The organism is Paenibacillus segetis (genome assembly GCF_014639155.1).
Taxonomy (GTDB): Bacteria; Bacillota; Bacilli; order Paenibacillales; family Paenibacillaceae; genus Fontibacillus; species Fontibacillus segetis.
The window spans coordinates 842,525-869,290 of record NZ_BMFT01000001.1; the positions used below are offsets into that span (position 1 = coordinate 842,525).

Annotated in this window: 29 protein-coding genes and 1 riboswitch; of the genes, 25 read left to right on the forward strand and 4 right to left on the reverse strand. The window is 43.1% G+C overall.

Annotated elements, in window-relative coordinates; all coding sequences use genetic code 11:
- The first annotated feature begins 83 nt into the window (after nucleotides 1-83).
- From IEW05_RS03630 to IEW05_RS03640, 3 genes are all read left to right on the forward strand, one after another.
- Nucleotides 84-2,447 carry an endonuclease MutS2 gene (locus tag IEW05_RS03630; RefSeq protein ID WP_188535918.1) on the forward strand — a complete coding sequence of 788 codons (2,364 nt, stop codon included), beginning with the start codon at nucleotides 84-86 and terminating at the stop codon, nucleotides 2,445-2,447.
- 19 nt (nucleotides 2,448-2,466) lie between these two features.
- Complete coding sequence (locus IEW05_RS03635; RefSeq protein WP_188535920.1) at nucleotides 2,467-2,883, forward strand: DUF350 domain-containing protein; 417 nt, start codon at nucleotides 2,467-2,469, stop codon at nucleotides 2,881-2,883.
- A 131-nt stretch (nucleotides 2,884-3,014) separates the two neighbouring features.
- Nucleotides 3,015-3,545, forward strand: a complete 531-nt coding sequence (locus IEW05_RS03640) for a hypothetical protein (protein WP_188535922.1) — start codon at nucleotides 3,015-3,017, stop codon at nucleotides 3,543-3,545.
- Nucleotides 3,546-3,627: 82 nt separating this feature from the next.
- Here the strand turns inward: IEW05_RS03640 and IEW05_RS03645 are convergent, their stop codons facing one another.
- Nucleotides 3,628-4,860, reverse strand: a complete 1,233-nt coding sequence (locus IEW05_RS03645) for an NAD(P)/FAD-dependent oxidoreductase (RefSeq protein ID WP_188535924.1) — start codon at nucleotides 4,858-4,860, stop codon at nucleotides 3,628-3,630.
- Nucleotides 4,861-5,028: 168 nt separating this feature from the next.
- Between IEW05_RS03645 and IEW05_RS03650 the strand changes: the two genes are divergently transcribed.
- The 9 genes from IEW05_RS03650 (at nucleotide 5,029) to IEW05_RS03690 (ending at nucleotide 11,110) form a co-directional block, all read left to right on the forward strand.
- Nucleotides 5,029-5,262, forward strand: a complete 234-nt coding sequence (locus IEW05_RS03650; RefSeq protein ID WP_188535927.1) for a hypothetical protein — start codon at nucleotides 5,029-5,031, stop codon at nucleotides 5,260-5,262.
- Nucleotides 5,263-5,300: 38 nt separating this feature from the next.
- Nucleotides 5,301-5,678, forward strand: a complete 378-nt coding sequence (locus IEW05_RS03655; protein WP_188535929.1) for a spore coat protein — start codon at nucleotides 5,301-5,303, stop codon at nucleotides 5,676-5,678.
- A 182-nt stretch (nucleotides 5,679-5,860) separates the two neighbouring features.
- Entirely contained in the window at nucleotides 5,861-6,361 is a 501-nt protein-coding gene (locus IEW05_RS03660) for an Lrp/AsnC family transcriptional regulator (RefSeq protein WP_188535931.1), read from the forward strand.
- A gap of 13 nt (nucleotides 6,362-6,374) precedes the next feature.
- Complete coding sequence (locus tag IEW05_RS03665; protein ID WP_188535933.1) at nucleotides 6,375-7,586, forward strand: aminotransferase class I/II-fold pyridoxal phosphate-dependent enzyme; 1,212 nt, start codon at nucleotides 6,375-6,377, stop codon at nucleotides 7,584-7,586.
- Between the two features lie 162 nt (nucleotides 7,587-7,748).
- The gene (locus IEW05_RS03670) at nucleotides 7,749-7,973 is read left to right on the forward strand and encodes an aspartyl-phosphate phosphatase Spo0E family protein (protein WP_188540710.1); all 225 of its coding nucleotides are present in this window, start codon (nucleotides 7,749-7,751) and stop codon (nucleotides 7,971-7,973) included.
- A 180-nt stretch (nucleotides 7,974-8,153) separates the two neighbouring features.
- Nucleotides 8,154-8,717 (forward strand): cob(I)yrinic acid a,c-diamide adenosyltransferase, encoded by a 564-nt coding sequence (locus tag IEW05_RS03675; RefSeq protein ID WP_188535935.1) that lies wholly within the window; start codon nucleotides 8,154-8,156, stop codon nucleotides 8,715-8,717.
- A 2-nt stretch (nucleotides 8,718-8,719) separates the two neighbouring features.
- Nucleotides 8,720-9,697: an RluA family pseudouridine synthase gene (locus tag IEW05_RS03680; protein ID WP_188535937.1), complete on the forward strand. Its 978-nt coding sequence runs from the start codon at nucleotides 8,720-8,722 to the stop codon at nucleotides 9,695-9,697.
- A complete protein-coding gene (locus tag IEW05_RS03685; RefSeq protein ID WP_188535939.1) occupies nucleotides 9,698-10,057 on the forward strand; it encodes an arsenate reductase family protein in 360 nt (119 codons plus the stop codon).
- Between the two features lie 159 nt (nucleotides 10,058-10,216).
- Nucleotides 10,217-11,110, forward strand: a complete 894-nt coding sequence (locus IEW05_RS03690; RefSeq protein WP_268238719.1) for a 5'-3' exonuclease — start codon at nucleotides 10,217-10,219, stop codon at nucleotides 11,108-11,110.
- A 161-nt stretch (nucleotides 11,111-11,271) separates the two neighbouring features.
- Here IEW05_RS03690 and IEW05_RS03695 read toward each other — a convergent pair whose 3' ends face one another.
- A complete protein-coding gene (locus IEW05_RS03695; protein ID WP_188535941.1) occupies nucleotides 11,272-11,574 on the reverse strand; it encodes a DUF3055 domain-containing protein in 303 nt (100 codons plus the stop codon).
- Between the two features lie 315 nt (nucleotides 11,575-11,889).
- On the opposite strand from IEW05_RS03695, the gene IEW05_RS03700 reads away from it, so the two are divergent.
- Nucleotides 11,890-12,894, forward strand: coding sequence for an HRDC domain-containing protein (locus IEW05_RS03700; RefSeq protein ID WP_188535943.1), 1,005 nt, complete (start codon nucleotides 11,890-11,892; stop codon nucleotides 12,892-12,894).
- Nucleotides 12,895-12,986: 92 nt separating this feature from the next.
- On the opposite strand, the gene corA is transcribed toward IEW05_RS03700, so the two are convergent.
- Nucleotides 12,987-13,922 (reverse strand): magnesium/cobalt transporter CorA, encoded by a 936-nt coding sequence (corA, locus tag IEW05_RS03705; protein WP_188535945.1) that lies wholly within the window; start codon nucleotides 13,920-13,922, stop codon nucleotides 12,987-12,989.
- A gap of 460 nt (nucleotides 13,923-14,382) precedes the next feature.
- A riboswitch (SAM riboswitch) is annotated at nucleotides 14,383-14,518 on the forward strand.
- Between the two features lie 122 nt (nucleotides 14,519-14,640).
- On the opposite strand from corA, the gene metA reads away from it, so the two are divergent.
- The 7 genes from metA (at nucleotide 14,641) to thrS (ending at nucleotide 22,642) form a co-directional block, all read left to right on the forward strand.
- The gene (metA, locus tag IEW05_RS03710) at nucleotides 14,641-15,576 is read left to right on the forward strand and encodes a homoserine O-acetyltransferase MetA (RefSeq protein WP_188535947.1); all 936 of its coding nucleotides are present in this window, start codon (nucleotides 14,641-14,643) and stop codon (nucleotides 15,574-15,576) included.
- 16 nt (nucleotides 15,577-15,592) lie between these two features.
- Entirely contained in the window at nucleotides 15,593-16,780 is a 1,188-nt protein-coding gene (locus IEW05_RS03715; RefSeq protein WP_188535949.1) for a PLP-dependent transferase, read from the forward strand.
- Nucleotides 16,773-17,957: a trans-sulfuration enzyme family protein gene (locus IEW05_RS03720; RefSeq protein WP_188535951.1), complete on the forward strand. Its 1,185-nt coding sequence runs from the start codon at nucleotides 16,773-16,775 to the stop codon at nucleotides 17,955-17,957. The genes IEW05_RS03715 and IEW05_RS03720 overlap by 8 nt, the downstream gene beginning before the upstream one ends.
- Before the next feature lie 147 nt (nucleotides 17,958-18,104).
- A complete protein-coding gene (mqnC, locus tag IEW05_RS03725; protein ID WP_188535953.1) occupies nucleotides 18,105-19,241 on the forward strand; it encodes a cyclic dehypoxanthinyl futalosine synthase in 1,137 nt (378 codons plus the stop codon).
- A gap of 118 nt (nucleotides 19,242-19,359) precedes the next feature.
- Nucleotides 19,360-20,265 carry a putative sporulation protein YtxC gene (locus IEW05_RS03730; protein WP_188535956.1) on the forward strand — a complete coding sequence of 302 codons (906 nt, stop codon included), beginning with the start codon at nucleotides 19,360-19,362 and terminating at the stop codon, nucleotides 20,263-20,265.
- Nucleotides 20,266-20,381: 116 nt separating this feature from the next.
- Nucleotides 20,382-20,516 (forward strand): hypothetical protein, encoded by a 135-nt coding sequence (locus IEW05_RS25890; protein WP_268238720.1) that lies wholly within the window; start codon nucleotides 20,382-20,384, stop codon nucleotides 20,514-20,516.
- A gap of 188 nt (nucleotides 20,517-20,704) precedes the next feature.
- The gene (gene thrS / locus IEW05_RS03735; RefSeq protein WP_188540712.1) at nucleotides 20,705-22,642 is read left to right on the forward strand and encodes a threonine--tRNA ligase; all 1,938 of its coding nucleotides are present in this window, start codon (nucleotides 20,705-20,707) and stop codon (nucleotides 22,640-22,642) included.
- Nucleotides 22,643-22,654: 12 nt separating this feature from the next.
- On the opposite strand, the gene IEW05_RS03740 is transcribed toward thrS, so the two are convergent.
- On the reverse strand, nucleotides 22,655-22,822 hold the full coding sequence (locus IEW05_RS03740; RefSeq protein ID WP_188535958.1) for a hypothetical protein: 168 nt from the start codon (nucleotides 22,820-22,822) through the stop codon (nucleotides 22,655-22,657).
- A 35-nt stretch (nucleotides 22,823-22,857) separates the two neighbouring features.
- Between IEW05_RS03740 and IEW05_RS03745 the strand changes: the two genes are divergently transcribed.
- The 5 genes from IEW05_RS03745 (at nucleotide 22,858) to IEW05_RS03765 (ending at nucleotide 26,705) form a co-directional block, all read left to right on the forward strand.
- Complete coding sequence (locus tag IEW05_RS03745; RefSeq protein ID WP_188535960.1) at nucleotides 22,858-23,550, forward strand: 3D domain-containing protein; 693 nt, start codon at nucleotides 22,858-22,860, stop codon at nucleotides 23,548-23,550.
- A gap of 117 nt (nucleotides 23,551-23,667) precedes the next feature.
- Entirely contained in the window at nucleotides 23,668-23,829 is a 162-nt protein-coding gene (locus IEW05_RS03750; RefSeq protein WP_188535962.1) for a hypothetical protein, read from the forward strand.
- Nucleotides 23,830-24,015: 186 nt separating this feature from the next.
- Nucleotides 24,016-24,999, forward strand: coding sequence for a cell wall-active antibiotics response protein LiaF (gene liaF / locus IEW05_RS03755; RefSeq protein ID WP_188535964.1), 984 nt, complete (start codon nucleotides 24,016-24,018; stop codon nucleotides 24,997-24,999).
- A gap of 4 nt (nucleotides 25,000-25,003) precedes the next feature.
- Entirely contained in the window at nucleotides 25,004-26,053 is a 1,050-nt protein-coding gene (locus IEW05_RS03760) for a sensor histidine kinase (RefSeq protein ID WP_188535966.1), read from the forward strand.
- Nucleotides 26,046-26,705: a response regulator gene (locus tag IEW05_RS03765; protein ID WP_188535968.1), complete on the forward strand. Its 660-nt coding sequence runs from the start codon at nucleotides 26,046-26,048 to the stop codon at nucleotides 26,703-26,705. The genes IEW05_RS03760 and IEW05_RS03765 overlap by 8 nt, the downstream gene beginning before the upstream one ends.
- Nucleotides 26,706-26,766 lie beyond the last annotated feature (61 nt).

A 26,766-nucleotide genomic window follows, 5' to 3' on the forward strand; every position in this document is an offset into this window, starting at 1 on the left:
TATGTGCCTATGTATGTAAAATGGCAAAAAATGAGCCATTTCGTTATAATGGAATCATAGCTTGAGGGGAGTAGTGAACGTTCTTGGACGAGAAAATATTAAGAACCATGGAATATCAAAAAATTATAGATAAGCTGTATAAATATTGTCAGACTCCGTTAGGCAAATCGACTGCTGAACAGCTGTTACCCGTTTCAAATCTGGAGGAAGTAAAACAGCTTTTGCAGGCAACGGATGAAGCCTTTAAAGTCGATCGACTTAAGGGATCACCAGCATTTGGTGGAATTGTTGATATTACGCCTGCTGTAAAGCGTGCGCGTATCGGTGGAACATTGAATCCACATGAGCTTTATGGTGTCGCAACAACGCTGGAAGCAGCTAGACGTATTAGAAGGTATATCGCTGCTATACATGATGAGGAGCCTATTCAGCTATTGTTTACGCTTAGTGATGCGCTTAGTGAACAAAAGGCGCTTGAAGAGGCGATCAAACGTTGTATTGATGAAAGCGCCGAGGTTCTGGATTCCGCTAGCTCAGAGCTGGCACAAATCCGCCGTGAACTAAGAGGCGGAGAAGTACGGATTCGTGAGAAGCTGGATGCGATGATTCGTTCATCGACTGTCTCGAAGATGTTGCAGGATCAGCTCATTACGATTCGAGGAGATCGTTTTGTTATTCCAGTAAAGGCGGAATACCGCGCTCACTTCGGTGGCATCGTACACGACCAGTCTGGATCTGGAGCGACGTTGTTTATCGAGCCGGAGTCTATTGTAGCGATGAACAACAAACTTCGTGAGACACGTCTTAAGGAAGAACGTGAAATCGAAGTTATTCTTCAGAAGCTTACCGCGTTAGTTGGAGATCAGGCGGAGCTATTGTTATATGATAGTGATGTGTTAGCTCAGTTGGATTTCATATTTGCTAAAGCACGTTTGGCTCGTGAAATGAAAGCGTCACTGCCGAGAATGAACGATCGAGGATTCTTGAAGCTGAAGAAGGGACGACACCCGCTTATTCCAGCCGATCAAGTCGTTCCCATTGATGTAGAGTTAGGGAACCAGTATTCCTCTATCATTGTTACAGGGCCTAATACCGGCGGTAAAACGGTAACCTTAAAAACCATTGGACTGCTAAGTTTGATGGCGATGTCCGGTCTGTTTGTACCTGCTGAAGATGGCGTTCAACTATGTGTATTTGATGCGATTTATGCTGATATTGGTGATGAGCAAAGTATTGAGCAGAGTCTAAGTACTTTCTCTAGCCATATGACCAATATTATCTCGATTTTAAAGGTAATGACCCCGAAGAGTTTAGTGCTTCTGGATGAAGTTGGGGCGGGTACTGACCCTGCAGAAGGTTCGGCTCTCGCGATAGCCATTCTGGAACATATTCATTCACTAGGTAGTCGCATGGTTGCAACCACTCATTATAGTGAATTGAAAGCTTATGCATATGAGCGTAAAGGTGTAATTAATGCGAGCATGGAGTTTGATGTGAATACACTCAGCCCAACTTATCGATTGTTAGTTGGTGTACCGGGACGAAGCAATGCCTTTGCCATTGCTAGCCGCCTAGGTTTGCCAACAGGCATCTTAGATTATGCTCGTGGAGAGGTAAAGGAAGAAGATCTTCGCGTTGAGAATATGATCGCCTCGTTAGAGGAGAATCGTCTTGGTGCTGAACAAGAGCATGAGAAAGCAGAGAAGCTACGCCGTGAGCTGGAAGCTTTACGTAGCAAGCATGAGGCAGAATTGGATAAGCTGGAGCAACAGCGTGATAAACGCTTGAGTAAAGCTGAAGAGGAAGCAGCTGCGATCGTCGCTAAGGCACGGAGCGAAGCAGAGAAAATTATCGAGGATCTACGTAAGCTTGCATTAGAAGAAGGCGCTTCAGTTAAGGAACATAAACTTATCGCTGCTCGCAAACAGTTGGACGAGGCTGAGCCACAGCGACGAAAGAAAGTGGGTACCAAACGTCAAGCAGTCAAAGCACCACGTACAATTGGTCCCGGAGATGAAGTCATGGTTTATAGCTTGAATCAACGTGGAGTTGTGGTTGAACTTGCAGGCAAGGAAGCTCTTGTCCAGCTCGGGATCATGAAGATGAAGGTCCGTACGGACGATCTTGAATTGATTGGCTCTGCTCCTGAAAGTAAGCCAACTCAGCGCACGGTTGCTAATGTGAAGCGGACTCGGGATGAACATGTCCGTAATGAATTAGACCTACGGGGTGCAAATTTAGAGGAAGCGTTGATTGAGGTAGATCGATTTATTGATGAAGCCTACCTCGGCAATTTAGGACAGGTAAGTATTATCCATGGTAAAGGTACAGGAATTTTACGTACCGGGATATCGGATTATCTACGCAAACATAAACATATAAAAAGCTACCGTCTTGGAAATTACGGAGAAGGCGGTAATGGAGTAACAGTAGCTGAACTAAAGTAATGATAAGGAGAGGGGAAACTTGAGAGGAAGCATTGATCCACTGCTGGAACAACCGCTTGGATTCATGGTCGGTTATTTATCGGTAGCAGTTTTGGAATTAATCGTGTTTCTTTCCTTCTTTGAACTTGTAACGAAATATCGTTGTTGGCAAGAGATTAAGCGCGGCAATGTAGCCGCGTCGCTCGCAACGGGTGGCAAAATATTCGGGATCAGCCATATTATCTGGAGAGCGGCTAGCGAGCCGACAATTTATGATTTTATGGCTTGGTCTAGTGTTGGTGTCGGATTGCTCTTTGTGGCCTATATATTGTTTCAATTTTTGACAACCGTTTTTCAGGTAGATAAAGAAATTGCTGATGGAAATGTGGCAGTGGGGTTTATAGCCTTGACTGTTTCAGTATCGATTTCGTATTTAATTGGGGCATGTATAGGTTAGGAGGAGTATAGTATGAAGAATTTTATGAAGAATCTAGCCGGAATTTTATTCGTTGCTGCTATACTTTTTATGGCCGCAGGTATCATATTTTTATGGAACACTTAAATTAAGTATTGAAAGGATGGGCTGCAATGGAAACGACGATTTGCCCATGGTGTCAGACGGAAATTGTATGGGATGAGGAGATTGGGCCGGAAGAAGAATGTCCCTATTGCCATAACGAATTAAAAGGCTATCGTACACTGCATATTGGTCTTGATTCCGATGTGGATGACGAGGATGAAGAAATTAGCGAAGGTGTTCAGCCATTTTGGGAAGAAGATAATGAAGAACACTTGGATACGATACGTCGCTTAGATGTTTTTGAAGCGGGAGGTGGAAACCCGCTCGTCTATGAATCTGGTGTGGAGACATTGCTTGATGCTCAAGACGAAGTCCCAGAGTGTCCACATTGCCGGGAGTATATGTTGTTTACTGGACAACAGCCGCTCGCTCAAGGTGATTTCGAAGCTATTGTCCCGGCTGGTCTTAAAAAGCCACTGATACGAGAAAAAGCAAAGCTAAATGTGTATGTATGCTCAGCATGTTTCCATGTTAGCCGGTTTCTCTCAGAGGAAGACAGGATCTCTTTAATCCAAACGGTTAGTGGAGAAAATGACTAAGTAGGTATAGCTTTTATAAGTAGTTACAGTTACAATGGCAGGTCCTGAGGAGTATCCTTCAGGCCTGCCATTTTTCATATAATTAGCTGAGATTAGGTGTCGGTTTGGAAGTTCGAGTCAAAGAGAATATCTCCATGTCTGGTCGATTTACTCCAGTTAGTTCATCAGTGATCATCTCAGCAGCAATCATACTGTACACTGTTCCGTTACCACCATAACCTTCTAAGAAATAACAATGTGGATAATCTGGATGTGGCCCGATGAAGGGAAGACCATCATGCGTTCCTCCAAATACTGCTCCCCAGGCATACTCCGATTTCAAGTTGGATTTATCAGGGAACATGGTATGAACGTTGTCTAATAATTTTTTGCTTTGGTGAATATATCGGCTCTCTTCTAACATTCCTCCAGGTAAATGCTCGTCAAGGCCCCCTGAAATAATGCGACCATCTGATGTTGTTCTCATATATAAGTAAGGTCTTGCCGTCTCCCAAATGAGGCAGCGTTGATACCAGTCGTTGAAATTTTGCACGGGTTCAGTCACTGTCACAAATGAGCTGGTTAGAGAAGCACCTTGATCTTTCTTGAATTGCTGTGTTTCGTACCCTGTTGCAAAAATAACGTGTTTTGCTCTGATGCTCCATTTACCGGATTGGCAAGTGACCCCGTCTTCTTGAAACTGGAATCCGTTAACTTCACTTTGCTCGAAAATTTTTGCTCCGTACTTTGAAGAAGCTTGCTTAATAAGTCCGTGTACATGGGCAAAAGGGTTAGTTTCGGCGTCCCCTTGAGTATAGATCGCGGCAGGCCTACTGAATGGAAAGCGAGCAGCGATATCATCTTCTCCCCACCATTCAGCAGGAAACCCAAATCTTGTTAGCGTTTCATACTCCTCCTGAAGCATGTCGACATCCTCTGGTGTACTAGCCAAATACAGGCTGTTTCTTGGGATGAGCCGTGCATTTGGCTCAAGATGCGAACTGAGCTCTTGAAGCTTAACGAGCGCTTGTAGCGATAATTTGTAGAAATGAACAGCAGTCTCCTCACCAAAAGTTCGGATGAAGGAAGTTAGTGTTTTATCACTCGAGTATTGTAGCAGGCCTGTATTTGCTATGGTGCTCCCACTACCAATTCTACGTTTGTCAACCAAAACAGTGTCAATACCTTGACTTGATAGCAAATTAGCACAGAGGGCGCCTCCCATGCCTCCGCCAACAATCAGACATTGGCAGGAAATATGTTCACTAACAGAAGGATATTGAGGTTGGAACTTCGTCACCTCTGGCCAGTAATAACTTCCGGTATGAAGCCTCATGACATTCTCATTCTCCCTCCATAGATGATTAGGATAAGATCATTATCTCCATGTGATATCGTTCTATATAAGTACTTGTTCAAAAAGTCGACTTTTCTAAGGCACATATCAATAAAGTTCCGGGACATAATATGCTTGAGTGCATCTATATCCAGGAGGGAATACAACATGAACGTATCGCAAATGCAGCCGATGTCAAACAAAGAATTGGAATACATCTCCGATTGCATTTCCAATGAGGATTTATTGATTAAACAGTGTGCAGCAGCAGCAGTAGTTAGTCAAAACCCAACGATCAGTCAGGCCATCACGCAACATATCCGTACTCATGAACAGCATTTGACTAAATTGACTGGAGCGCTGCAACAACATCAGAATCTAGCCCCCACTCAAGGTCATTAATACACGTCAGCTAATATAACTACAGGAGGGTAATAACTGTGAATTCACAACTACAAAATACGGATTTACTACCGCTCGAGGATATTCTTAATACGATACTTTGTGATTTAAAACGCTCAGTACGTGAATATACAACAGCCACTACGGAATCAAACTGCCCAAGCATTCGCCAGATGTTCACTGAATTGACTGACTCTACGCTGAAGCTTCAGGGGAATCTATACCAAATCATGTCCCAAAACAATATGTACACTGCTCCAACTCCAGCACCACGGACGGAAGTGAGTAAACAATTACAGTCAGCCCAACAAACGGTACAAAAGGCACAACAATTTGTTCAACAACGAGTACCTAACATGAATGCAGCATATCAACAACAGCCGAATATCCCATCTGGGCCATCAAAATTTATGTAACCTAACGCGTAAAGATTGAATCAGTACGTATAGAATAACCGTCCTTCCACATGTAAAGCTTTCCTGTGAGGACGGTTTTTCTTTGCATGGACCCTGAATTCATGTAATATAGTATTAAATTTAGATTCCGAAGGCTAAGAAACAATAGTAAGGTCATCGGAACAGCGCTGGAGGATTGAAGCATGAAACAATTGAGCGAATTGAAGCTGAAAGTGCTGGATCTTCTGAAAGAAGATGCTCGCCGAGATCCAAGCTTGCTAGCAACTCTTCTCGGTGTGACTTCGGAAGAAGTGACGGAAGCAATCAACGAGTTGGAAGAGGATCGAGTGATCGTGAAGTATGCGACAGTTATCAACTCGAGCAAATTGGATGATGAGAAGGTAACTGCGCTGATTGAGGTGCAGATTACTCCTGAGCGTGGGCGTGGATTTGAGGCAATAGCGGAACGGATTTATTTGTTCCCACAAGTGATGTCGGTCTATCTTATGTCGGGTGCTTACGATCTGCTTGTCGAAGTGGAAGGACGCAACTTGAAAGAGGTGGCCAGCTTTGTATCTGATAAACTGTCCCCGTTGGAATCGGTATTATCTACTAAAACACACTTTATTCTTAAGAAGTACAAACAAGATGGCATCATCTTCGAAGATCCTGAGGAAGATCGTCGTCTGTTGATTTCTCCGTAAAGGAAGTAATGGTATGAGTGAAAATACACAACAATCGTCTCAAGAGAATAATCAATCTATGACCAATTATTTGGCTCCACGTGTAAGAGAAATCCAACCTTCAGGAATACGACGGTTTTTTGATCTAGCAAGTGGGAGTAAAGATATTATTACACTTGGTGTGGGTGAACCCGATTTCATCACACCTTGGCATGTACGTGAAGCATGTGTGTATTCCCTGGAAAGAGGGTACACCAGTTATACCTCAAATGCAGGTACTCCAGAACTTCGTGAGGCGATAGGAGAGTATCTGTATAATAGTTTTGATGTGAAATACAATCCAAAGGATGAAATCCTCGTTACCGTCGGTGGTAGTGAAGCGATTGATCTTGCTCTGCGGGCATTGATTGAACCTGGAGACGAGATCTTAATTCCAGTACCTTGTTATATTTCATATTCTCCGATTGTTGCTATTGGCGGCGGAGTACCTATTGAAATTGAAACAAATGCACAGGATAGCTTTAAGCTAAAGGCTGATCAACTTCTTGATAAGATTACACCTAAATCAAAAGTGTTGATACTGAATTACCCTAATAACCCAACGGGCGGGATTATGACTTACGAGGATTGGCTGCCTATTGCAAAATTAGTGGAAGAAAATGATCTAATCGTCATTTCTGATGAAATTTATTCCGAGCTGACTTATGGGCAAAAGCATGTTAGTTTTGCTTCACTTCCGGGAATGAAGGATCGTACCATTCTGGTAAATGGGTTCTCCAAGGCATTCGCCATGACCGGATGGCGTATGGGTTATGCTTGCGGTCATCCTGAACTGATCTATGCTATGCTCAAAATCCATCAATACACTGTAATGTGTGCTCCGGTAATGGGTCAAGTGGCTGCGCTAGAAGCGTTGAAGAATGGGCTAGAAGAGAAAAATCATATGGTTGAATCCTACAACCAACGTAGGAGATTAGTTGTTCAAGGGTTGCGAGACATCGGTTTATCTTGTCATGAACCCGAGGGTGCATTTTATGCCTTCCCAAGCATACAGAGCACAGGACTGACATCAGATGAGTTCGCTCAGCGACTGCTTATGGAAGCTAAAGTGGCAGCTGTTCCCGGTAATGTGTTTGGGGCTGGTGGAGAAGGTTTCTTGCGTTGTTCGTATGCGACCAGCGTCAGTCAGCTTAGTGAAGCACTAAATCGAATGGGCCAATTTATTCACAAGTTAAAACAAGGCTAGTCTGTTCCCCAATAGAGAAATGGAGCTAATTAACATTTCTTTCATTTTTTAATTGATCGATGTCTTATTGGCATGATATAATTTTATTTTGGAAGAGACAACATTCTGTTTCTCAGGGAGGGATTACTTGTGTGTTACGTTGAATACAATCTAGCATTCGATATGAGCTCTTATATTGCTGAAGGCAAGAATTCAAATCGGAGCAATAATAGTCGATTGAGCTCCCCGGAAGCTGTTTCTTTAGAAGATGAAATCCATCAACTTCGGTGCAAAATGGAGCGTATATTTTCTCAGGAAAAATCCTTTACTTCGGATAATGTAATTGAAATCAGCAGCTTACTAGATTTAAAAATTAATGAATTTATGAAGACCCGGAAGACTAAATAAACGGGATTCATTTGTTGAATAACAGTAATTTTAATAATAATTAGGGCTCTTTCGTAGATCTAATGGGATCTATTGAGGAGCTCTTTTTGCCATTCGTTCGCTTCATTTATGTTATAGTGTAACTACAATAATGCAAATTGAATGTAGGCTTAATGCCGCTTTATTATAGGGGGAGTAATTATGACGATTTATACTCGGACCGGTGACGAAGGAAAGACCTCGGTAATCGGAGGAAGAGTTCTTAAAGACGATGATAGAGTTGAAGCTTACGGTACGATCGATGAGCTGAATTGTTTTGTAGGGCAGGCAATTAGTATAGCAGATCCAGAGACTTTCGCTGATTTGCGGGAAGACTTGCTTCTAATACAACATGAGCTGTTTGATTGTGGGTCTGATCTTGCTTTTGTCCGGATTAAAGAGGAACGCTATAAGGTAGGACAAGAACTGGCTGAACGATTAGAGTCGTGGATTGATCGTTATGAAGGGGAGAATCCCGCATTAGAGAAGTTCATACTACCAGGTGGTACGGGGCTAGCTTCATTATTGCATGTTTGCAGGACGGTATGTCGCCGCGCGGAACGGAGAACCGTGACTTTAAGTCACCAGTTGGAGATTAATCCTGAGGTGCTCAAGTATTTGAATAGACTCTCCGATTTTTTCTTCGCGGTAGCAAGGACTGCAAATGCGCGGGTTGAAGTGCAGGATATTGAATATGTACGGAGTGGGAAGGTGTTCCGCAACTAATTATGGCAGATTATTATGAACCGATAACATATGAAGTAACCGAACAGGAGAATGGGTGGATACTTAAAACGGTCTTGCAAAAAAGACTAGGAGTATCTCGTAAGCTACTGTCTAAGATTAAGCTCACAGAACGAGGAGTCACGCTGAATGGAGAAAGAGTCTATATTAGCGTGACTGTGAAAACGGGGGACCTTGTCGCGATTACACTGGAAAAAGAGACATCGGAGGATATCTTATCACAGCCGATTCCCTTTAATACGGTATTTGAAGATGATTCATTATTGATCGTAAACAAAGATCCAGGAATTATTGTCCATCCGACGCATGGACATTACACTGATACACTAGCGAACGGAGTTGTACATTATTGGCAGGAGAAGGGCGAAATGTTTCGCTTTCGTCCTGTGCATCGCTTAGATCAAGATACGAGTGGGCTGCTTGCGATTGCCAAGAATGCCTATGTACATCAGCATATTTCTGAGCAATTGATTGCAGGTCAGGTTGCGAAGAAGTATGCTGCAATCGTTCATGGTTGCCCGGAGCCATTGAAAGGTGTTATCGAAGGACCAATAGACCGAGATCCGGAAGAACCGCATCGACGAATTGTGATTGAAACAGGGTACCCAGCGATAACATGGTATAAAACTTTGGCCTCTTTTAAGCGAGGGGCACTTGTCGAACTTATCTTAGGTACGGGGAGAACCCATCAAATTCGTGTGCACATGACATCGCTCGGTCACCCGTTGATCGGCGACAAAATGTATAGGATGCCTGGGTTAGAAACGATGGATGATCAGGAGAGCGAGGGTATAGAGGCATTGGATCGTTTAATTCCTCGTCAAGCCTTACACGCTTGTGAACTTGGTTTTCGTCATCCTATTACGGGTGAACCACTTCTGTTCAAGGCACCACTACCCGATGATATGGAACAATTGAGAAACAAACTTGCAGATGATTTAAATACAGGAGGATTAACATAAATGAGTCAGCTTATTATTTTCCAATATCCGAAATGCAGCACATGCCGTAACGCTATGAAATGGTTAGAAGCTAAGGGGCATACACTAGATTCCAGACATATCGTAGAGACACCGCCCACAGAGACTGAACTCTCGGAAATGATTGATCTTAGTGGATTTGAATTGAAGAAGTTCTTTAACACAAGCGGTGAAGTTTATAAACAATTAGGGCTAAAGGACAAGCTCTCAGGGATGTCACGCGAGGAACAAATCGCGCTACTGGCTAGTAATGGCATGTTGATTAAACGGCCGCTCGTGAGCGATGGTAAGACAGTTACCGTCGGATTCAAAGAAGCTGAGTATGAGCAGGTCTGGGGTTAATAAAATTTGGAAGAACGTAGCGGAGGGGACGGAATTGTTCTGAAGAAGCGCTAGCGTTCGGCTTTGCCATCAGAAGAATAATCCGTCACAGTAGCGGTCATCTTCACTACTTTTTTAATTACTGTTCTGTGCTCAACTAATATTCAAGGAGAGATTGAAGTGGATTTTAAAGGGAACGATCAAGATAGAATTTTATTGGTGGATGGGATGGCACTAATGTTTCGTGCCTTTTATGCTTCGGCTGCCACAGGATACATTCGCCGGACGAAGGCAGGCATTCCAACGAATGCTGTGTATGGATTTATGCGTTATTTTTGGGATGCTGTACAGAAGTTTAATCCTACGCATATCGCTTGCTGCTGGGATCTTGGCGGCAAGACTTTTCGAAGTGGACAATTTGCTGCATATAAAGGGAATCGTTCTGATGCCCCGGATGAATTGATTCCGCAATTTGATATTATTCGTGATGTGATGGATAGCCTCGATATACCTAACATTAGCTCTGTAGGCTATGAGGCAGATGATTGTATCGGTACACTTGCAGCTAAGTTTAGTGAGGAAATGGATGTCCTGATATTAACGGGCGATCATGATATGCTGCAACTCGTAAGTCCAAAGACGAGCGTTATCATCATGAAAAAAGGTGTGGGCAATTATATGGTGTACACTCCTGATAGCTTGATGGAAGAGAAAAACCTGACCCCAATTCAGATCATTGATCTTAAAGGTCTGATGGGAGACACTAGCGACAACTATCCTGGTGTTCGTGGTATTGGTGAGAAGACGGCGTTGAAGCTGGTACAGGAATATGGCTCTATAGAGGCGATTCTTGCAAATTTGGATGGATTGACCAAGTCGGTTCGTACCAAGATTGAAGCTGATCTCGAGATGCTCCATCTATGTAGAGGGCTTGCGCAGATTCGCTGCGATGTTGAGCTCGTTTGTAGTTCAGACTCTTGCCGGTTTGAGCTTAATCCGGTACAGGTTGTCTCCAAGTTTGAAGAGCTAGAGATGGCAAGTGTATGTTCTTGGATGGGGGTAGCTGTGGTTTAAAGACCAAGGGGGCTATGTGAAATAACAGCAATGCACTCATAGTTGATGCCAACGTTAAGAAATAAGTGAAGAACCCTCCGGTAGTTCTACCGATCAGAGGGTTCTTTCTTTGTGTTCCTTTTTGAACGAGATATATAGAATCAGCAACAGCGGAATCTATATCAGTCTGTAAAGTAGGGCTCCCCTATAACTTGATGCAGAAAAATACGTAATTCATCTCCTTCTTCTGCATCGATTTTGAATATATGCTCCAGATATCCTGCTTCTTCTAGATCATCACTACCAAGAATGGCTGTTCTACCGTTCTGTAAGTCGGTTACGAGCTTCTTCCCGTAGAAACGGTTTGTAGTCGTGACAGCCAGATCAAATCGTTTCATCGAGTGTCCGACAAAGGTAACGAATCTTGTGGAGGTACTCTCCGTACTATCAGATAAAAAATCTAAGTCGTGTTGAGGATTAGTCATTTCATGGGCCTCCTTGAGAACATTTAGATGAAATTTTATTATTCAGGTTTGTAGTTATTATAACGGAAAAGCTAGTCGAGTGGGAATTTGTTAGCTATCTGAGAGGGTAATAATTCCTCACTAATAGTAGCGGTTATTGACAGTCTTGTAGAAAATGGTATAATAGGAAATAACAGTATACAGATGGAGGAAGCACCTTCTCTTGCGAATTCGCAGGGCAGGGTGCTTTTTTTGCATATATATTAGTGCAAGGGTTTAGCATTCCTGACTTCTTATTCGTTGCTGAAGCAGAAGACTAATAAGGAGGAGAAAGGTATGCGAGTTGTGTTCTTAAACAGCTTGGAGAAAAAGGAAGACCGTAAAATTTCATGTGCTGCGCAAGTGTGGATTGGAGAGGAAGACGGAATTTGGCGGATGGGCTGGAATGAAGTAAAGGATGAGGAAGAGCAGGAGCATATATGGTACGAAGGAGTGTCCTGGTCAGAAATGTTGCATGTGTATCGTCATCGACTCGTCATGAAGTTAAGTGAAGGCTTTCGTCCGGTCATAGAAGGTATTTGGGATGAGAAGGAAGATTTACATGGACGTGGCATGACAGCTCAGAAGTTAGTTTGTTATAGCGAATTAAATGGGAATGAGCCGCTGTATCTCGAACTATGTTCTTGGCGGAGGAAGAAAGCTTCATCAGAACGGAAGGTTCCCTATCTGATTGCCAGTAATCGATTGCTCAGGCTGATTAGTGTGTTTTGTCCACAAACGATGGAAGAGTTGCTACAACTGCCAGGGTTCGGTGAGAATAAAGCGAAGGAATATGGAATGGAATTGCTTGAGATGACTCAAGTTATTGAGCGGACGACATCTTTTCCACTAGACTGGGCCTTATTAGAGCTTGATGAGGAAACGTTCCGCTCCTGGCTTTATAAGCAAAAGGAAGCTAAATTTCGAGCAGAGATGGAGAAATTCACGACTCGTCGGAATGTGCTGGAGTATATTAATGAAGGTCTATGCGTAGAACAAATCGCCATACGCGCCGGAATTGAACGAAGAGAAGCTGTGGAATTACTAGAGGATTTAGAGAAGGATGGATATAACACGGATCATTTGATAGAAACAGAATTAAAGGAGATGCCGGATGGCGAACAAGTAGCCGTATGGAAGGCGTACGAAGAGATGGGGGATACCTTTCTGAAACCTGTATTGCAGCGGGTATATGGTCAAGAGGCAGCAGAGGGGAGTAATCTGGAGAAATTATATGAACGACTCCGCTTAATTCGCATACGTTATCGCCGTCAACGAGAATCTGTCCGCAGCGCAGGGTAGGTTACGAATCACAAAAGGACGAAAGAAATCTCCGTGGTTGTGGAGGTCTTTCGTCCTTAAGTATGTCCTAAGTGGTATATCGGGTTCTTCTTTCATATCCAATCACGCTTGCGGAACAGATAAAACATTCCTGCACCAGCAGTGACCATAATGCCAATAACGATAAAATAACTGTATTTCCCATGAAGTTCTGGCATGTTGTCAAAGTTCATTCCATAAATACCTGTAATCAAAGTAAGTGGAATAAATATGGTCGTGATCGCAGTAAAAACACGCATGATTTCATTCGCACGATTGGCGATGGCTGACTGATAGGCTTCACGTAAGTTGCCCATCAATTCGCGGAAAGTATCAAAGTTTTCAGATATTTTTACAGCATTCTCATAAATATCGCTGAAATACTTTTGCAGTTGGTCGTCGATCAGACGTAGATCTTTTTTATTTAAAATATTTATAACTTCTTTTTGTGGGCCAAGCATTTTTTTGAGCCAAAGAATCTCGCTTCGCAGACCGATAATTTCACTCAGATGAGAGCGTTTGGTATGCATGAGGATATCTTCTTCCAGTTTCTCGATTTTGTACTCAATCCGGTCGCCTACTGTAAAGTAATTATCAACTACAAGGTCGATGAGCAGATAGAGGAAACGGTCAGGTTCGCTTACTTCTTGATCCCATAGGATAGGCTTCACTGCCCGCAGCTCGTTAATCTTTTGTTTCGTTACAGTGATGATGTAATGACGACCTAGGAAAAGGCTCAGCGCACGCAGAAAAATTTCTTCGTCATCATATCGAATGCTATTTACAACAATAAAATAATGATTATCATAAGTTTCAATTTTCGGACGCTGTTCTTCTTCTGTAAGACAGTCCTCCACTGCTAAATCATGCAACGAGAAAAGAGGCTGCAGCAGTGCAAGATCCTCTACATCTGCATCAATCCAGTAAAAGCCTTCTTCTGGAGCAACAGTCGTAGTTTCTACGTCTTCGACAGTCGTGAATACGCCAGCTTGTACGTGACGAATTTTCATATGATTTCCTCCCTTACCCCGAGAGTTTGATCGGGGATGCTCTTGATTAGAGCAAGGGAAAGAACACAGCAGTACGGGAACACCAAAATAGGGTGTTACCTATGTAGTAACCGTAAAATGAAAGAGCCCCAATCTTTCCACGAGTGCCCTGCTGAATTCTTTCCTATGCGATTGTCGTATTGGGGCAGTTCTCCTCTGCGGACTCGGGTCGCCTTCCATTTCTTGGTTCACCTCTTTACCTTAACATTTTCAAACACTTGTCTAGTATAACGCCGCTGTATGAAATGTTACAACCCTTTAAATATCTTAATTTTATTCCCCAGTATATGGTTGGCTATCGGCAGAGGTGCCCCAAATTTTTGGATATGAGTTCTTGACGTAAGTAGGCCTTATACATTAAAGTGAATTCAGGGAACGCATTGTGATATTTATCCCTGAATCATGAATTAAATATAGCGAAATCTTATCAAGAGCAGGTGGAGGGACTAGCCCGATGACACCCGGCAACCGGCGATTTATCGCACGGTGCTAATTCTTGCAGAACCAGACCAGTAGTAATTACAAAGACATGGTTGGTGGTTTCTGAGAGATGAGAGAGGCGCATTCACGAAAATAGATGACGACCTTTCTCTAATGTGAGATAGGTCTCTTTTTGTTATCGCGATACTCTCTGGTAGAAAAACAAATTTCATTTACTGTAAAAAAGGAGCGAAGAATTATGCCGATTAAAATCCCTGATCATTTACCCGCCAAAGAAGTGCTTGAAAATGAGAATATTTTTGTAATGGATGAGAGTCGGGCTTATCGTCAGGACATTCGACCTTTGCGGATTGCTATTCTGAATCTGATGCCGACAAAGGAAACGACAGAGTCTCAAATTTTACGGTTACTCGGAAATACGCCACTTCAAGTAGAGATTGTGTTGCTTCATCCTCGTTCACACACATCGAGGAATACATCTGCAGAACATCTGGAGATGTTCTATAAAACGTTCGATGAGATTAAGAATCGTCGTTTTGACGGGATGATTGTAACGGGTGCTCCTGTTGAACAAATGGAATTTGAAGAAGTGAACTATTGGGAAGAGCTACAAGAAATTTTTGAATGGAGCAAAACTCACGTCACCTCAACATTACACATTTGTTGGGCTGCTCAAGCAGGCTTATATCATCACTTTGGTGTACAAAAAACTTACCTTGAGAAAAAATGTTTCGGCGTGTTTTCACATCGTATTAACATTCCTAATGTTAAATTGCTATTCGGATTTGATGAGGGTTTTCATGTTCCACATTCCCGTCATACGGATGTTGAACGCGCAGATATCGAGGCTAACCCTGAACTGCATATTTTGGCTGAGTCACCGGAAGCAGGTATCTATCTCGTAGCAACCCGTGATGGTAAGCAGATTTTCGTAACGGGTCATTCGGAATATGATCCTTGGTCACTGAAGTGGGAATATGATCGGGATATCGCCAAGGGACTTGAAATTGAATTGCCTGTTAATTACTATCCAAATAACGATCCTTCACTTGATCCGCCTTCAACATGGCGAGCACATGCTAACTTATTATTTTCCAATTGGCTCAATTACTATGTGTATCAGGAAACACCTTATGATATAGACCAGCAAACGGAGTTTGTTTATCAAATTTAATGTGGAGGGATAACTGGTGGCGGACAAAACATTGCGTATTGAAAGTAAGCTTGCACAAATTGGCTCTATAGAGGAACCGGTGACAGGAGCTGTCAATTATCCTATTTATCAGGCGACCGCTTTTCGACACCCTAGATTAGGGCAAAGTACAGGATTTGATTATGCACGAACAAAGAGCCCGACTCGTAAGGTGTTGGAAGATGCGGCAGCGGTGTTAGAAGCCGGTGATGCTGGTTTTGCCTGTAGCTCTGGGATGGCAGCACTGCAAACCGTGTTTACCTTGTTCTCACAAGGTGATCATCTCATTGTATCGCTCGATTTGTATGGTGGGACATATCGTCTACTTGAGCAGATTTTGTCTAAGTACGGTGTAACGGCTTCTTATGTTGATACGAACGATTTAGATGCGCTTGAAAGTGTGCGTAAACCCAACACCAAAGCAGTGTTTATTGAAACACCAACGAACCCTCTTATGATGGTGACCGATATTGAAGCAGTAACTAGCTGGGCACATGTACATGACATTATTACAATCGTAGATAATACGTTACTAACTCCATTCTTCCAGCGTCCACTGGAACTTGGAGCGGATATTGTCGTTCATAGTGCAACGAAGTATTTAGGTGGGCATAATGATGTACTTGCCGGACTGATCGTGACAAAAGATGAGAAACTATCCAAAGAAATTGGCTTTCTACATAATTCCATTGGTGCAGTTCTCAGCCCTACCGACTCTTATCAGCTCATGCGAGGAATGAAGACATTAGCGCTGCGGATGGAGCGTCATGAAAGTAATGCACTGGCAATGGCAAAATATTTAGAGAAGCATCCGCAAATCGCAGAGGTATTCCATCCTGGGCTTCCGGGACATCCGGGATATGAGATTCAAAACAAACAATCGAGCGGAAATACAGGGATTTTCTCATTTAAAGTGACAGATGCTCGGTTTGTTGAGCCAGTACTTCGCCATCTGCAACTGATCGCCTTTGCGGAAAGTCTAGGTGGAGTCGAATCACTTATGACTTATCCTGCGGTACAGACACATGCTGATATTCCGCTTGAAATTCGTGAAGCTGTTGGCGTAGATGATCGGTTGCTGCGTTTCTCGGTTGGTATCGAACACATTGACGATTTAATCGAGGATTTAGGCAGGGCATTAGAAGCAGCACGTGTGGAAGTTGAAGGAGGAATTAACCATGGGTGACCGCACGAATCACAACGAAAATTCAGAAGGTCCGGTGAAGAAGTTTGACACAAAACTGATTCATTTTGGTAGCGAAGTAGATAGTACCACGGGAGCATCCAGCGTACCGATCTATCAGGCGTCCACATTCCACCATCATGATATTTTTAATCCCCCTATACATGATTACAGTCGCTCGGGGAACCCAACGCGTCAAGCACTGGAAGACTATATCGCTGTGTTAGAAGGCGGAGTACGAGGATTTGCATTCTCTAGTGGAATGTCGGCGATTTCGAGTACATTTATGATGTTATCCGCTGGGGATCACATCATTGTAACAGAGGATGTATACGGTGGTACCTACCGCCTGTTAACAACAATACTTAGCCGGATGGGTATTGAGTCTACGTTTGTTGATATGACACAAGTGGAGCAGGTCAAAGCGGCATTAAAGCCAAATACAAAAGCTGTTTATATGGAGACACCATCCAACCCTACATTGAAAATAACGGATATAGCAGAGATAGCTGCTTGGTGTCAGCAAAATGATTTGCTTAGTATTGTGGACAATACGTTTATGACCCCATATTATCAACGGCCGATTGAACTTGGTGTTGATATTGTATTACACAGTGCTACCAAGTTTCTTGGCGGACATAGCGATGTGCTTGCTGGGCTTGCAGTCGTACGCACCGAAGAGCTGGGTAATCGTCTTAAATACATGCAAAATGGACTTGGAACCGTACTGGGGGCACAAGATTCATGGTTGTTGATACGTGGTATGAAGACGTTATCCGCCCGGATGGCACACAGTGAAATCAGCTCTCGTAAGCTGGCAGATTGGTTATCAACTCGCCATGATATCGAAGCGGTGTTCTATCCTGGGTTGCCGAACCATCCAGGCCGTGAAGTACATGAGAAGCAGTCCACTGGGTACGGTGCGGTAGTCTCTTTTGACGTCGGATCAGGTGAACGTGCGAAGCGGGTACTTAATGAAGTTAAACTACCGCTAGTTGCCGTTAGCCTTGGTGCAGTTGAGAGTATTTTGTCCTATCCAGCCATGATGTCTCATGCTTCTATGCCAAAGGAAGTTCGGAGTGAACGAGGGATTACTGACGGTTTGCTACGTTTCTCTGTTGGTCTTGAAGACATTGATGATCTTATTGCCGATCTAGAACAAGCATTAGAAAATAACTAAAGTAGTGACTGATTTCTTTCTATATAAGGCACTCGATCTTAGATTCGGGTGCTATTTTTCTGCCTATGATTATGTTACGATAATAGCCATAAACTATTTTTAATTTTAATATACTTCATCAATACGGGAATGAGGAGGCAGGCCAGAGTGACTGCAATAGACGATATACTAGATAAGGCGCTTCAAGGGGAGCGATTGAACCTTGAAGATACGATACGGTTATTTGAATCTAATGAAATTGAAAAAATGGGACATACCGCTAATATATTAATGGAGCGGAAGCATCCTGAGCCAGTGACAACTTTTGTCATTGGTCGAAACATTAACTACACGAATGTATGTGATGTTTATTGTCGTTTTTGCGCATTCTACCGCAGACCGGGATCCGAGGAAGGTTATGTCCTTCCGGATGAGGTTATTTTCCAAAAAATCCAGGAAACCATGGATGTTGACGGAACAGAAATTTTGATGCAGGGTGGAACGAATCCAAACCTGCCGTTTAGTTACTATACGGATTTGCTCAAGGCGATTAAAGAGCGCTTCCCAGAGATTACAATGCATTCCTTCTCCCCAGCGGAGATTATGAAGATGAAAGAGGTCTCGGACGGTCTATCTCTCGAAGAGGTAGTGCGTCAAATACACGAAGCCGGGTTAGATTCACTACCTGGTGGTGGAGCTGAGATTCTAGATGACCGTACACGTCGTAAGATTAGCCGACTCAAAGGTTCATGGACAGATTGGATGGATGTAATGAAGACTGCCCATCGCATTGGGATGAACACGACGGCGACGATGGTTATCGGATTAGGTGAATCCATGGAGGAACGTGCGCTACATTTGATGCGTGTACGTGATGCTCAAGATGAATGCATTCAGAACGGATATGATTCTGAAGGGTTCTTAGCATTTATTCCGTGGACATTCCAGCCTGACAATACGAACTTGAAGCTGGATAGACAAACTCCACAAGAATATTTGAAAACAGTGGCGATTAGCCGTATCGTTCTCGATAATATTAAGAATATTCAATCTTCTTGGGTAACTATGGGTCCAGAGATTGGAAAGCTGTCTCTGCAATATGGATGTAATGACTTTGGTAGTACAATGATCGAAGAGAACGTAGTTTCTTCAGCTGGTGCAACCTACAAGGTTAACATAGAATCTATTACTGAGATCATCCGTGAAGCAGGCAAAATCCCGGCGCAACGGAATACTCGTTATGAAATCCTACGGGTATTTGAAGAGGGAAGCTCGATCGAACGAGATTTTACCATGCAAAATTAACGATAATTATTCGTAATATTACAATTTTTTTCACTGAATTTCTTTCCATGAATCGCTCCGTATATCCGTTTCCTCCCCACCATATACTTTGGAGGAGGAAGTGGAAGGGGGCGAGTGCATGGATTTTTTTATGATATGTGCAAAATTGGATTCCGCAGAGTCGGGAGATCTGTTACCCGGATACATTGAAGAAGCGTTAAATGGTTTATATAAGGATAAAGCAAGGACGGAACTTACTACCCAGCTGGATGGGAAGATGGTCAAGGTCTTGCTAAGTGTTCATGACACATGGGATACCTATGGGAATGACTGGCCCAATAAGCTGGTGCAACGACTAGCAGAGGCGCTTGCTAACTACATCGTGGAGGTCAAGGAAGAGGGGATCGTCTCGGAGATCATCGCATCGGAATATTCCTTGTCCTCTCCTGAACAATCGAAGGCCGTTAAGGAACTAAGCTGCAAACTGCTCGGAACAGAACAGGATAGCGTTGAAGCCAGAAGGCTGCGAATGACAGGGCTGACGGAGTCCTGTTACTTATTCTTGCTGGAGAATAAGTCCCTCCATATAGATGGATTTATCACTTTTCGCTTAAAGGAATATAGAGCGAAGCTGAAGGAAATTGTAGATTTTGCTGTTGATGAATATTTACTTGATAAGCAGTACGAGGAGTTTATAGGGTTGCTCCAATATTTCGTGTACTTCCAGGAACCTCTGACACCTTTAGTTCATTTAATGCATATACGCGGTAATGAATTCAGTGTTCTGAACCAAGACTTCTCATCGGTAAGTGTTTCCTCTGTTAGTGGAGTGGTGGCAAGAATAGCTGATCAGGAGCTTGAGCTGGAGGATATTGTCGTAAGCACATTAATTTCGCTATCCCCTAGCCGTATAGTGATTCATACCCGCGATCCGGAGGTCGTCATTATCTCCACCATCCGGCGTATTTTTGGCGAGCGAGTTGAACTTTGTTTACTTTGTCCACACTGTAATTTATTACATCAAGGAGCCAGACACAGTGATTAAAGCGATATAGATAAAGCTGTCAGGTGCCCATCACTTATGACAGCTTTTCTTGACGGTAGAATGCGATACGATTATAATTACATGCAGAATGAATTTTTGCACAAATATGAAAAGCGTTGATAAAGATATGGACCATTGACATTGAACTGTACAGAGAGAGGGAACGTTTCTGGCTGGAAGTCCCTTCAGCTTCGGTATTGGTCTACCACTTTGTAGCTGCTTTCCTGAACTCGGACGGAACTGTTATCTAGTCCTGAATGGTATTAAGGAATGCCGGGTCATTGCCGTTACACAATGCCGAATAAGGGCTTATCCGTGATTAGCGGAGGAGCCGAATGAGGGTGGAACCACGGGTATATAACGCTCGTCCCTTTCCGGGACGGGCTTTTTGTATTATCCGCTTCCAACAAGTAGAACTTATTTTAGGGAGGAAAACATGGTGGCAGTATCAATTTCATTACCGGACGGTTCGGTCCGGGAGTATGCTGAAGGTAGTACTTTGGAGGATGTAGCAGCATCGATTAGTAGCGGGTTACGCAAAAATGCAGTAGGCGGAAAAATAAATGGGGTCACAGTTGACCTGAATACTAAACTTGAGGATGGCGCGTCCGTTGAGTTAATTACGCTTGATTCTAAAGATGGTTTGGAAATGATGCGTCATAGTTGCGCTCACTTGCTCGCGCAAGCAGTGAAAAGACTATATGGCAATAAAGAAGTTAAACTCGGCATCGGTCCGGTTATCGAAGATGGTTTCTATTACGATATGAATTTGGAACATCCACTTAATCCTGAAGATTTGCAAAAAATCGAGAAAGAAATGGAGCGTATCATCGGCGAGAATTTACCGATTACACGCAGAAACGTGAGCCGTGCAGAAGCTCTCGCCATTTTTACGGAGCTTGGTGACCAATACAAACTGGAATTGATTAACGATCTTCCTGAAGACAGCATCATTTCCATTTACGATCAAGGCGAATTCTTTGACCTATGTCGCGGACCGCATGTACCATCTACAGGTAAGATCAAAGTATTTAAGTTGCTAAGCGTTGCTGGTGCTTACTGGCGCGGTAATAGCGACAATGTAATGTTGCAGCGTATTTACGGTACGGCTTTTGCCAAAAAAGCTGAGCTGGATGAGCATCTGCATTTGCTCGAGGAAGCTAAGAAACGGGATCACCGTAAACTAGGTAAAGAGCTGAATATCTTCACGTTCTCTAATCTTGTGGGACAAGGATTGCCGATTTGGCTTCCTAAGGGTGCTACCCTACGTCGTACACTAGAACGTTACATTGTTGATATGGAAGAACGGTTGGGATATCAGCATGTATATACACCAGTATTGGGTAATGTTGAATTGTACAAAACATCGGGTCACTGGGAGCACTACCAAGAAGATATGTTCCCGAAAATGGTTCTTGATAACGAGGAGTTAGTTCTTCGTCCAATGAACTGCCCTCACCATATGATGGTATACAAGAGTGATATGCGGAGCTACCGGGATCTTCCGATCCGTATTGCTGAGCTGGGTATGCAGCACCGTTATGAAATGTCAGGTGCATTGACAGGCTTACACCGTGTTCGTGCGATGACTCTGAATGATGCTCATATTTTCTGTCGTTTGGATCAGATCAAAGGTGAATTTACTCGCGTACTCGATTTGATCAAACAGGTATATAGCGATTTTGGTATTAACGAGTACCGCTTCCGTCTATCTTATCGTGATCCGAAGGACACAGAGAAATATTTCGCGAATGATGAGATGTGGGATACAGCGCAACGGATGTTGCGTGAGGTTGTGGAAGAAGCTGGATTACCGTTCTTTGAGGCTGAGGGTGAAGCAGCTTTCTACGGACCTAAGCTTGACGTACAGATCAAAACAGCTCTAGGTAAGGAAGAAACCCTTTCGACTGTACAGATCGACTTCTTGCTACCAGAACGTTTCGAGCTGGAATACGTTGGCGATGACGGTGCTAAACATCGTCCAGTCGTATTGCACCGGGGAATACTTGGAACGATGGAACGTTTCTCGGCATTCTTACTTGAGAACTTCGCGGGCAACCTGCCTCTATGGTTAGCGCCAGTTCAGGCAAAAGTAATTCCGGTTTCGGTTGCGTTTGAAGGTTATGCTCGTGAGGTTCAAGAGAAGCTTCAAGCGGCGGGAGTCCGTGCAGAGAGTGATCTGCGCAACGAAAAGCTTGGATATAAGATTCGTGAAGCTCAATTGGAGAAGCTACCTTACATGTTCGTTGTTGGTGAGAGCGAGCAAAGCAGTGGCAGTGTCTCCATTCGTAAACGTGGAGAAGGAGATCTTGGCGCTAAATCACTTGATGAAGTAATCTCCATGCTTCGTGACGAAATTTCTAACCACACGATCTAAGTTAAGTTGACATCAGCAGAGCGGGCCACTTGAATCTGGAGAAGCGGACGCGTTCGCCTTTGTAGTTGGATTGTAACCCTGTAAGGTGTTATAAAAATGAGACAATCCAACTACAACAGCGATCGAAAGATCAAATGGCGCGCGTAGCGTTGCAATCATAATGTATGAAATTTGACGCATATGGAAATCCTTCGTACTAAGGGGGAGATTTTCATATGCGTCAATTTGTTATGTGGTACAGAATCGGAGTAGGATCACTCTTAACGATTCTGGTGATTACTCTGTTAACTTCGGACAACCCAATACAAGCAAATAACAATCCATCCATAAATGCTTACTCTGGTTATATCGAACCTGGAATATGGCTCAAATCTAAGTGGGTCTTAGGAAAACCAGAGCGGATGGTCTTTATGCCTGCAGAACGTCAAGAGGCGAACGTCATTCCACCGATAACTACCAAAGAGGAGCCAAAAGCGGAGAAGAAAGTGGTCAAGACAGTAAAAGTAATGGCTACTGGATACACGGCAGGTTATGAATCGACTGGTAAAAGACCTAGCCATCCTCAATACGGGATTACTTATTCGGGAGTTAAGGTCCGCAGAGACAAGAATACCGTTTCAACTATTGCGGCTGATTTGAAGGTATTCCCATTGGGGACAATTCTTTATATCCCAGGATACGGCTATGGGGTAGTTGCGGATAAGGGGTCGGCCATAAAGGGTAAGAAGATCGATCTGTACTTCAAAACTACCAAACAGGTATTCAAGGAATGGGGTAAGAAAGAAGTTGAAGTGCAAGTCATACGTAAAGGGAACGGCAAGCTGACAGAGGCTATGCTAAAAGAACTAGGTAACGCGATGGAAGTTAGTGAGGAGATACCAGAGAATTTATGGAACAATGTCATCTAATGCTGTAGTCTGCATATTTTTCTTCATTAATCGACATAATACTCAATGAAGTGTTTCCTGACGTCATCATTGGACCTTGACAGGAATCACCGTATTATGCAAATGGAGGTGAAATATATGCCGAATCAAAACAATAAAAAAGCGGCTTCTCCTGAATACAAAACACCAAATGAGAAGTTTAACGCTGAATTCGCTGAAGAGAATAATTCAACGATAGCACAGAAAGCGAAAGCTTCCCGTAATGCTGTCTCTAATCAAGGCTCCCAAAAACAAAATTAATTCCACATATTTATTAGAGCGCCTTTAGAGGCGCTCTTTCTTGTTGTTCTTATTTTTGTTAAAATCTAGTAGTAGACTCAGTCTGCAGACGGAGGAAGATTCAATCTCTCGGCGCTGTTATCCCATATTATAATGATATAAACTGTAATTAATAAAGATTGTGCTGCAATAATGGAGGGATTTGAGATGAGGGACGGCAGATTTTTTGGTGGGATGGTACTGATCGGTATCGGTGCATTGTTCTTGCTTAATCAAATGGGAATCACTGATATTAGTATTGGATATTTATTTTCGACCTATTGGCCCGTATTTTTAATATTAGGTGGACTTTCTCATTTATTTAATGGACAACGCGGAGGATCCAATTTGATCGGTAGTGCAATATTGATCATTATCGGTGTTTACTTTTTGAGTAGAAATACCGGCTATGTCGTGGTTTCACCAGGAGAGTTCTTTAAATATTTCTTCCCAGTTATGCTGATCATTGGTGGTCTACATGTTCTATTCAAACCTCGTTCACATCGACGTGAACGTCGAGAAGAACGTCGGGAAGAGCGTCACCGCGACCGTCATAACCGTCATCGTGATAGAAATAATAACTGGAATGTTGAGTTTCCACCTCCAGCTCCGATGAATCCTCCGGTGCCACCGATCACAGAGATGGAATCACCTTTAGACTCCATTTTTGGTGATGTAGGCAAGGAAGAATCTAAGAAGCAGGAGAAGTCGAACCAAGATAAATTCAAGCAAGATTATTATGGAATGGGAGGCGCATCAACAGGCAAAGTCGATGTGCTTAATAAATCAGGATTTATCGGTGATGTCCACTTCGGTCAAGAGTATTTCCAACTTCAACCGACGAACATTTCTCATTTTATCGGTGATACGATTATTGATTTGACGAAAGCGCAAATTCCTTATGGCGAGACTAAAATTAATGTATCTGCTTTTATCGGTGATGTGAAAGTATTTATCCCAGATGACATGGATATCGGTATTACCGTGACTTCAAGTGCTTTTATTGGGGATTTGAAAGTGCTCACACAGAATCAAGGTGGTTTTATGAGCAGTGTTCAAGCTCAATCTCCTTATTATGGAGAAGCAGGCAAGAAAGTAAAATTAATTGTCAGCGTCTTTATCGGTGACGTTAAAGTAAATATGGTAGGTTGATATTATGATGGTGCAACGTATTTTAAAAAATACCAAGTGGGAACTACTGTTTTATTTTCTGCTGACAGGCAGTATAACGGCGGTCACCTTGTATATCGGTTCTACATCCGGGGTCATTGTGGTAAACGATGCCCGGGTGTGGATTTACGGTATCGCAGGGAGCGTCGTTTTGACGCTTATAATTGGTTATATCGCAGGACAACGTATTCAACGACGTATTGATCTACTCCATTTAAATATGCTCCAAGTGGCTAAGGGTAATCTATCAGTAAGAATGCCTGATACCGTGGATCAATCTTTTGCTAGTGTGTATCAGGAGTTTAACAATATGACCATTACGGTTGAGAAGAAAATGCAATTACTGCAGCAGCTTGGTGAGCAAGAAGTAGTAGAGAAGGAACAAGCGGCAGAATTAGCTGTTCTAGAGGAGAGACGACGGCTGGCTCGTGATCTACATGATACGGTGAGTCAGCAATTGTTCGCCATTCATATGGCAGCGTCCTCATTACCTAAGGTATTGGAGACTAATGAAGAACACGCAAAAACCGTACTGGATCAGTTAATCCAAATGTCGAATTCAGCACAGAGGCAGATGCGCGCCTTGATTGCCCAACTTCGCCCGATGGAGCTTGTTGGCAAGACATTAGCGGAAGCATTAGATCAATGGTTCCCAGATTATTGCAGACAGAATGGTTTGAAAGGTATGAAGGATATGGATCTTCAGGGAGACATGTCTGAAGCTAAGGAGCATCAATTATTTCTGATAACACAAGAAGCGATGGCTAATATCGTTAAACATGCGGGGGCTAAGCTTGTCAGCTTGTCACTTCGAGAAGGCCCACGTCAAGTTGTTTTAAGTATAAGTGATGACGGACAAGGCTTTAGTAGCTCATATCAAAAACAAGGCTCATATGGATTAACGACGATGAGGGAACGCGCCGAGAAGCTCGGGGGACATGTTGAGATTATTAGTAAGCCAGGTGCAGGAACAACGATTCGTGTGCATATACCGAAGTTTGAGGAAGGTAAAAGGGGAGAAGAAGAGGATGAGTGAGAAGATCAAGGTCATGATCGTAGACGACCATGATATGGTACGAATGGGCCTTAAGACATATTTGATGTTAGATCCAGGGTTTGAGGTGATAGCCGAAGCCACTGATGGTAAGGAAGTTGTGGAAGTACTGAACCAAATGGCCCCAGAAGGACTACCTGACATCATTTTAATGGATCTGATGATGCCGATAATGAATGGCGCTGAAGCTACAAAAGAAGTTTTGAACCGTTACCCTGGATTAAAAATAGTTATTCTTACTAGTTTCCTTGAAGATGACCTTGTCGTACAGGCTATCGAGGCGGGTGCTGTTAGTTATGTGCTGAAAACGGTATCTGCTGAGGAGCTTATTTATGCATTGCAAGGGGCAAATAGGGGAATGCCTGTGATGACAGGTGATGTTGCTCAAGCTCTAACGAGAGGACTTAGACAAAGATCTGTTCAAGACGATGACTCTGGCATGACAGGGCGCGAGAAGGAAGTTCTCCTTTTGATCGCAGAAGGAAAGAGCAACAAAGATATTGCGGAAGAATTACATATTAGTATCAAAACAGTCAAGACGCATGTCAGCAACCTACTGATGAAGTGTGAGCTTGAGGATCGTACACAACTCGCAATTTATGCTCATCGGCAAGGTTGGGTCTCTCGTACGTAAACTAAACATATATTTTAAAAAGAATAGATAGGCTTTTATCTCCTTTTTAATTGTTTTTAAG

Bases quoted from the DNA above. Each gene is read 5' to 3' on its own strand.
- IEW05_RS03640 (WP_188535922.1), top strand. From the start codon at position 3,015: ATGGAAACGACGATTTGCCCATGGTGTCAGACGGAAATTGTATGGGAT.
- IEW05_RS03645 (WP_188535924.1), bottom strand. From the start codon at position 4,860: ATGAGGCTTCATACCGGAAGTTATTACTGGCCAGAGGTGACGAAGTTC.
- IEW05_RS03650 (WP_188535927.1), top strand. From the start codon at position 5,029: ATGAACGTATCGCAAATGCAGCCGATGTCAAACAAAGAATTGGAATAC.
- IEW05_RS03660 (WP_188535931.1), top strand. From the start codon at position 5,861: ATGAAACAATTGAGCGAATTGAAGCTGAAAGTGCTGGATCTTCTGAAA.
- IEW05_RS03665 (WP_188535933.1), top strand. From the start codon at position 6,375: ATGAGTGAAAATACACAACAATCGTCTCAAGAGAATAATCAATCTATG.
- IEW05_RS03670 (WP_188540710.1), top strand. From the start codon at position 7,749: ATGAGCTCTTATATTGCTGAAGGCAAGAATTCAAATCGGAGCAATAAT.
- IEW05_RS03675 (WP_188535935.1), top strand. From the start codon at position 8,154: ATGACGATTTATACTCGGACCGGTGACGAAGGAAAGACCTCGGTAATC.
- IEW05_RS03680 (WP_188535937.1), top strand. From the start codon at position 8,720: ATGGCAGATTATTATGAACCGATAACATATGAAGTAACCGAACAGGAG.
- IEW05_RS03685 (WP_188535939.1), top strand. From the start codon at position 9,698: ATGAGTCAGCTTATTATTTTCCAATATCCGAAATGCAGCACATGCCGT.
- IEW05_RS03695 (WP_188535941.1), bottom strand. From the start codon at position 11,574: ATGACTAATCCTCAACACGACTTAGATTTTTTATCTGATAGTACGGAG.
- IEW05_RS03700 (WP_188535943.1), top strand. From the start codon at position 11,890: ATGCGAGTTGTGTTCTTAAACAGCTTGGAGAAAAAGGAAGACCGTAAA.
- corA (WP_188535945.1), bottom strand. From the start codon at position 13,922: ATGAAAATTCGTCACGTACAAGCTGGCGTATTCACGACTGTCGAAGAC.
- metA (WP_188535947.1), top strand. From the start codon at position 14,641: ATGCCGATTAAAATCCCTGATCATTTACCCGCCAAAGAAGTGCTTGAA.
- IEW05_RS03720 (WP_188535951.1), top strand. From the start codon at position 16,773: ATGGGTGACCGCACGAATCACAACGAAAATTCAGAAGGTCCGGTGAAG.
- IEW05_RS03730 (WP_188535956.1), top strand. From the start codon at position 19,360: ATGGATTTTTTTATGATATGTGCAAAATTGGATTCCGCAGAGTCGGGA.
- IEW05_RS03740 (WP_188535958.1), bottom strand. From the start codon at position 22,822: ATGCGTCAAATTTCATACATTATGATTGCAACGCTACGCGCGCCATTT.
- IEW05_RS03745 (WP_188535960.1), top strand. From the start codon at position 22,858: ATGCGTCAATTTGTTATGTGGTACAGAATCGGAGTAGGATCACTCTTA.
- IEW05_RS03750 (WP_188535962.1), top strand. From the start codon at position 23,668: ATGCCGAATCAAAACAATAAAAAAGCGGCTTCTCCTGAATACAAAACA.
- liaF (WP_188535964.1), top strand. From the start codon at position 24,016: ATGAGGGACGGCAGATTTTTTGGTGGGATGGTACTGATCGGTATCGGT.
- IEW05_RS03760 (WP_188535966.1), top strand. From the start codon at position 25,004: ATGATGGTGCAACGTATTTTAAAAAATACCAAGTGGGAACTACTGTTT.
- IEW05_RS03765 (WP_188535968.1), top strand. From the start codon at position 26,046: ATGAGTGAGAAGATCAAGGTCATGATCGTAGACGACCATGATATGGTA.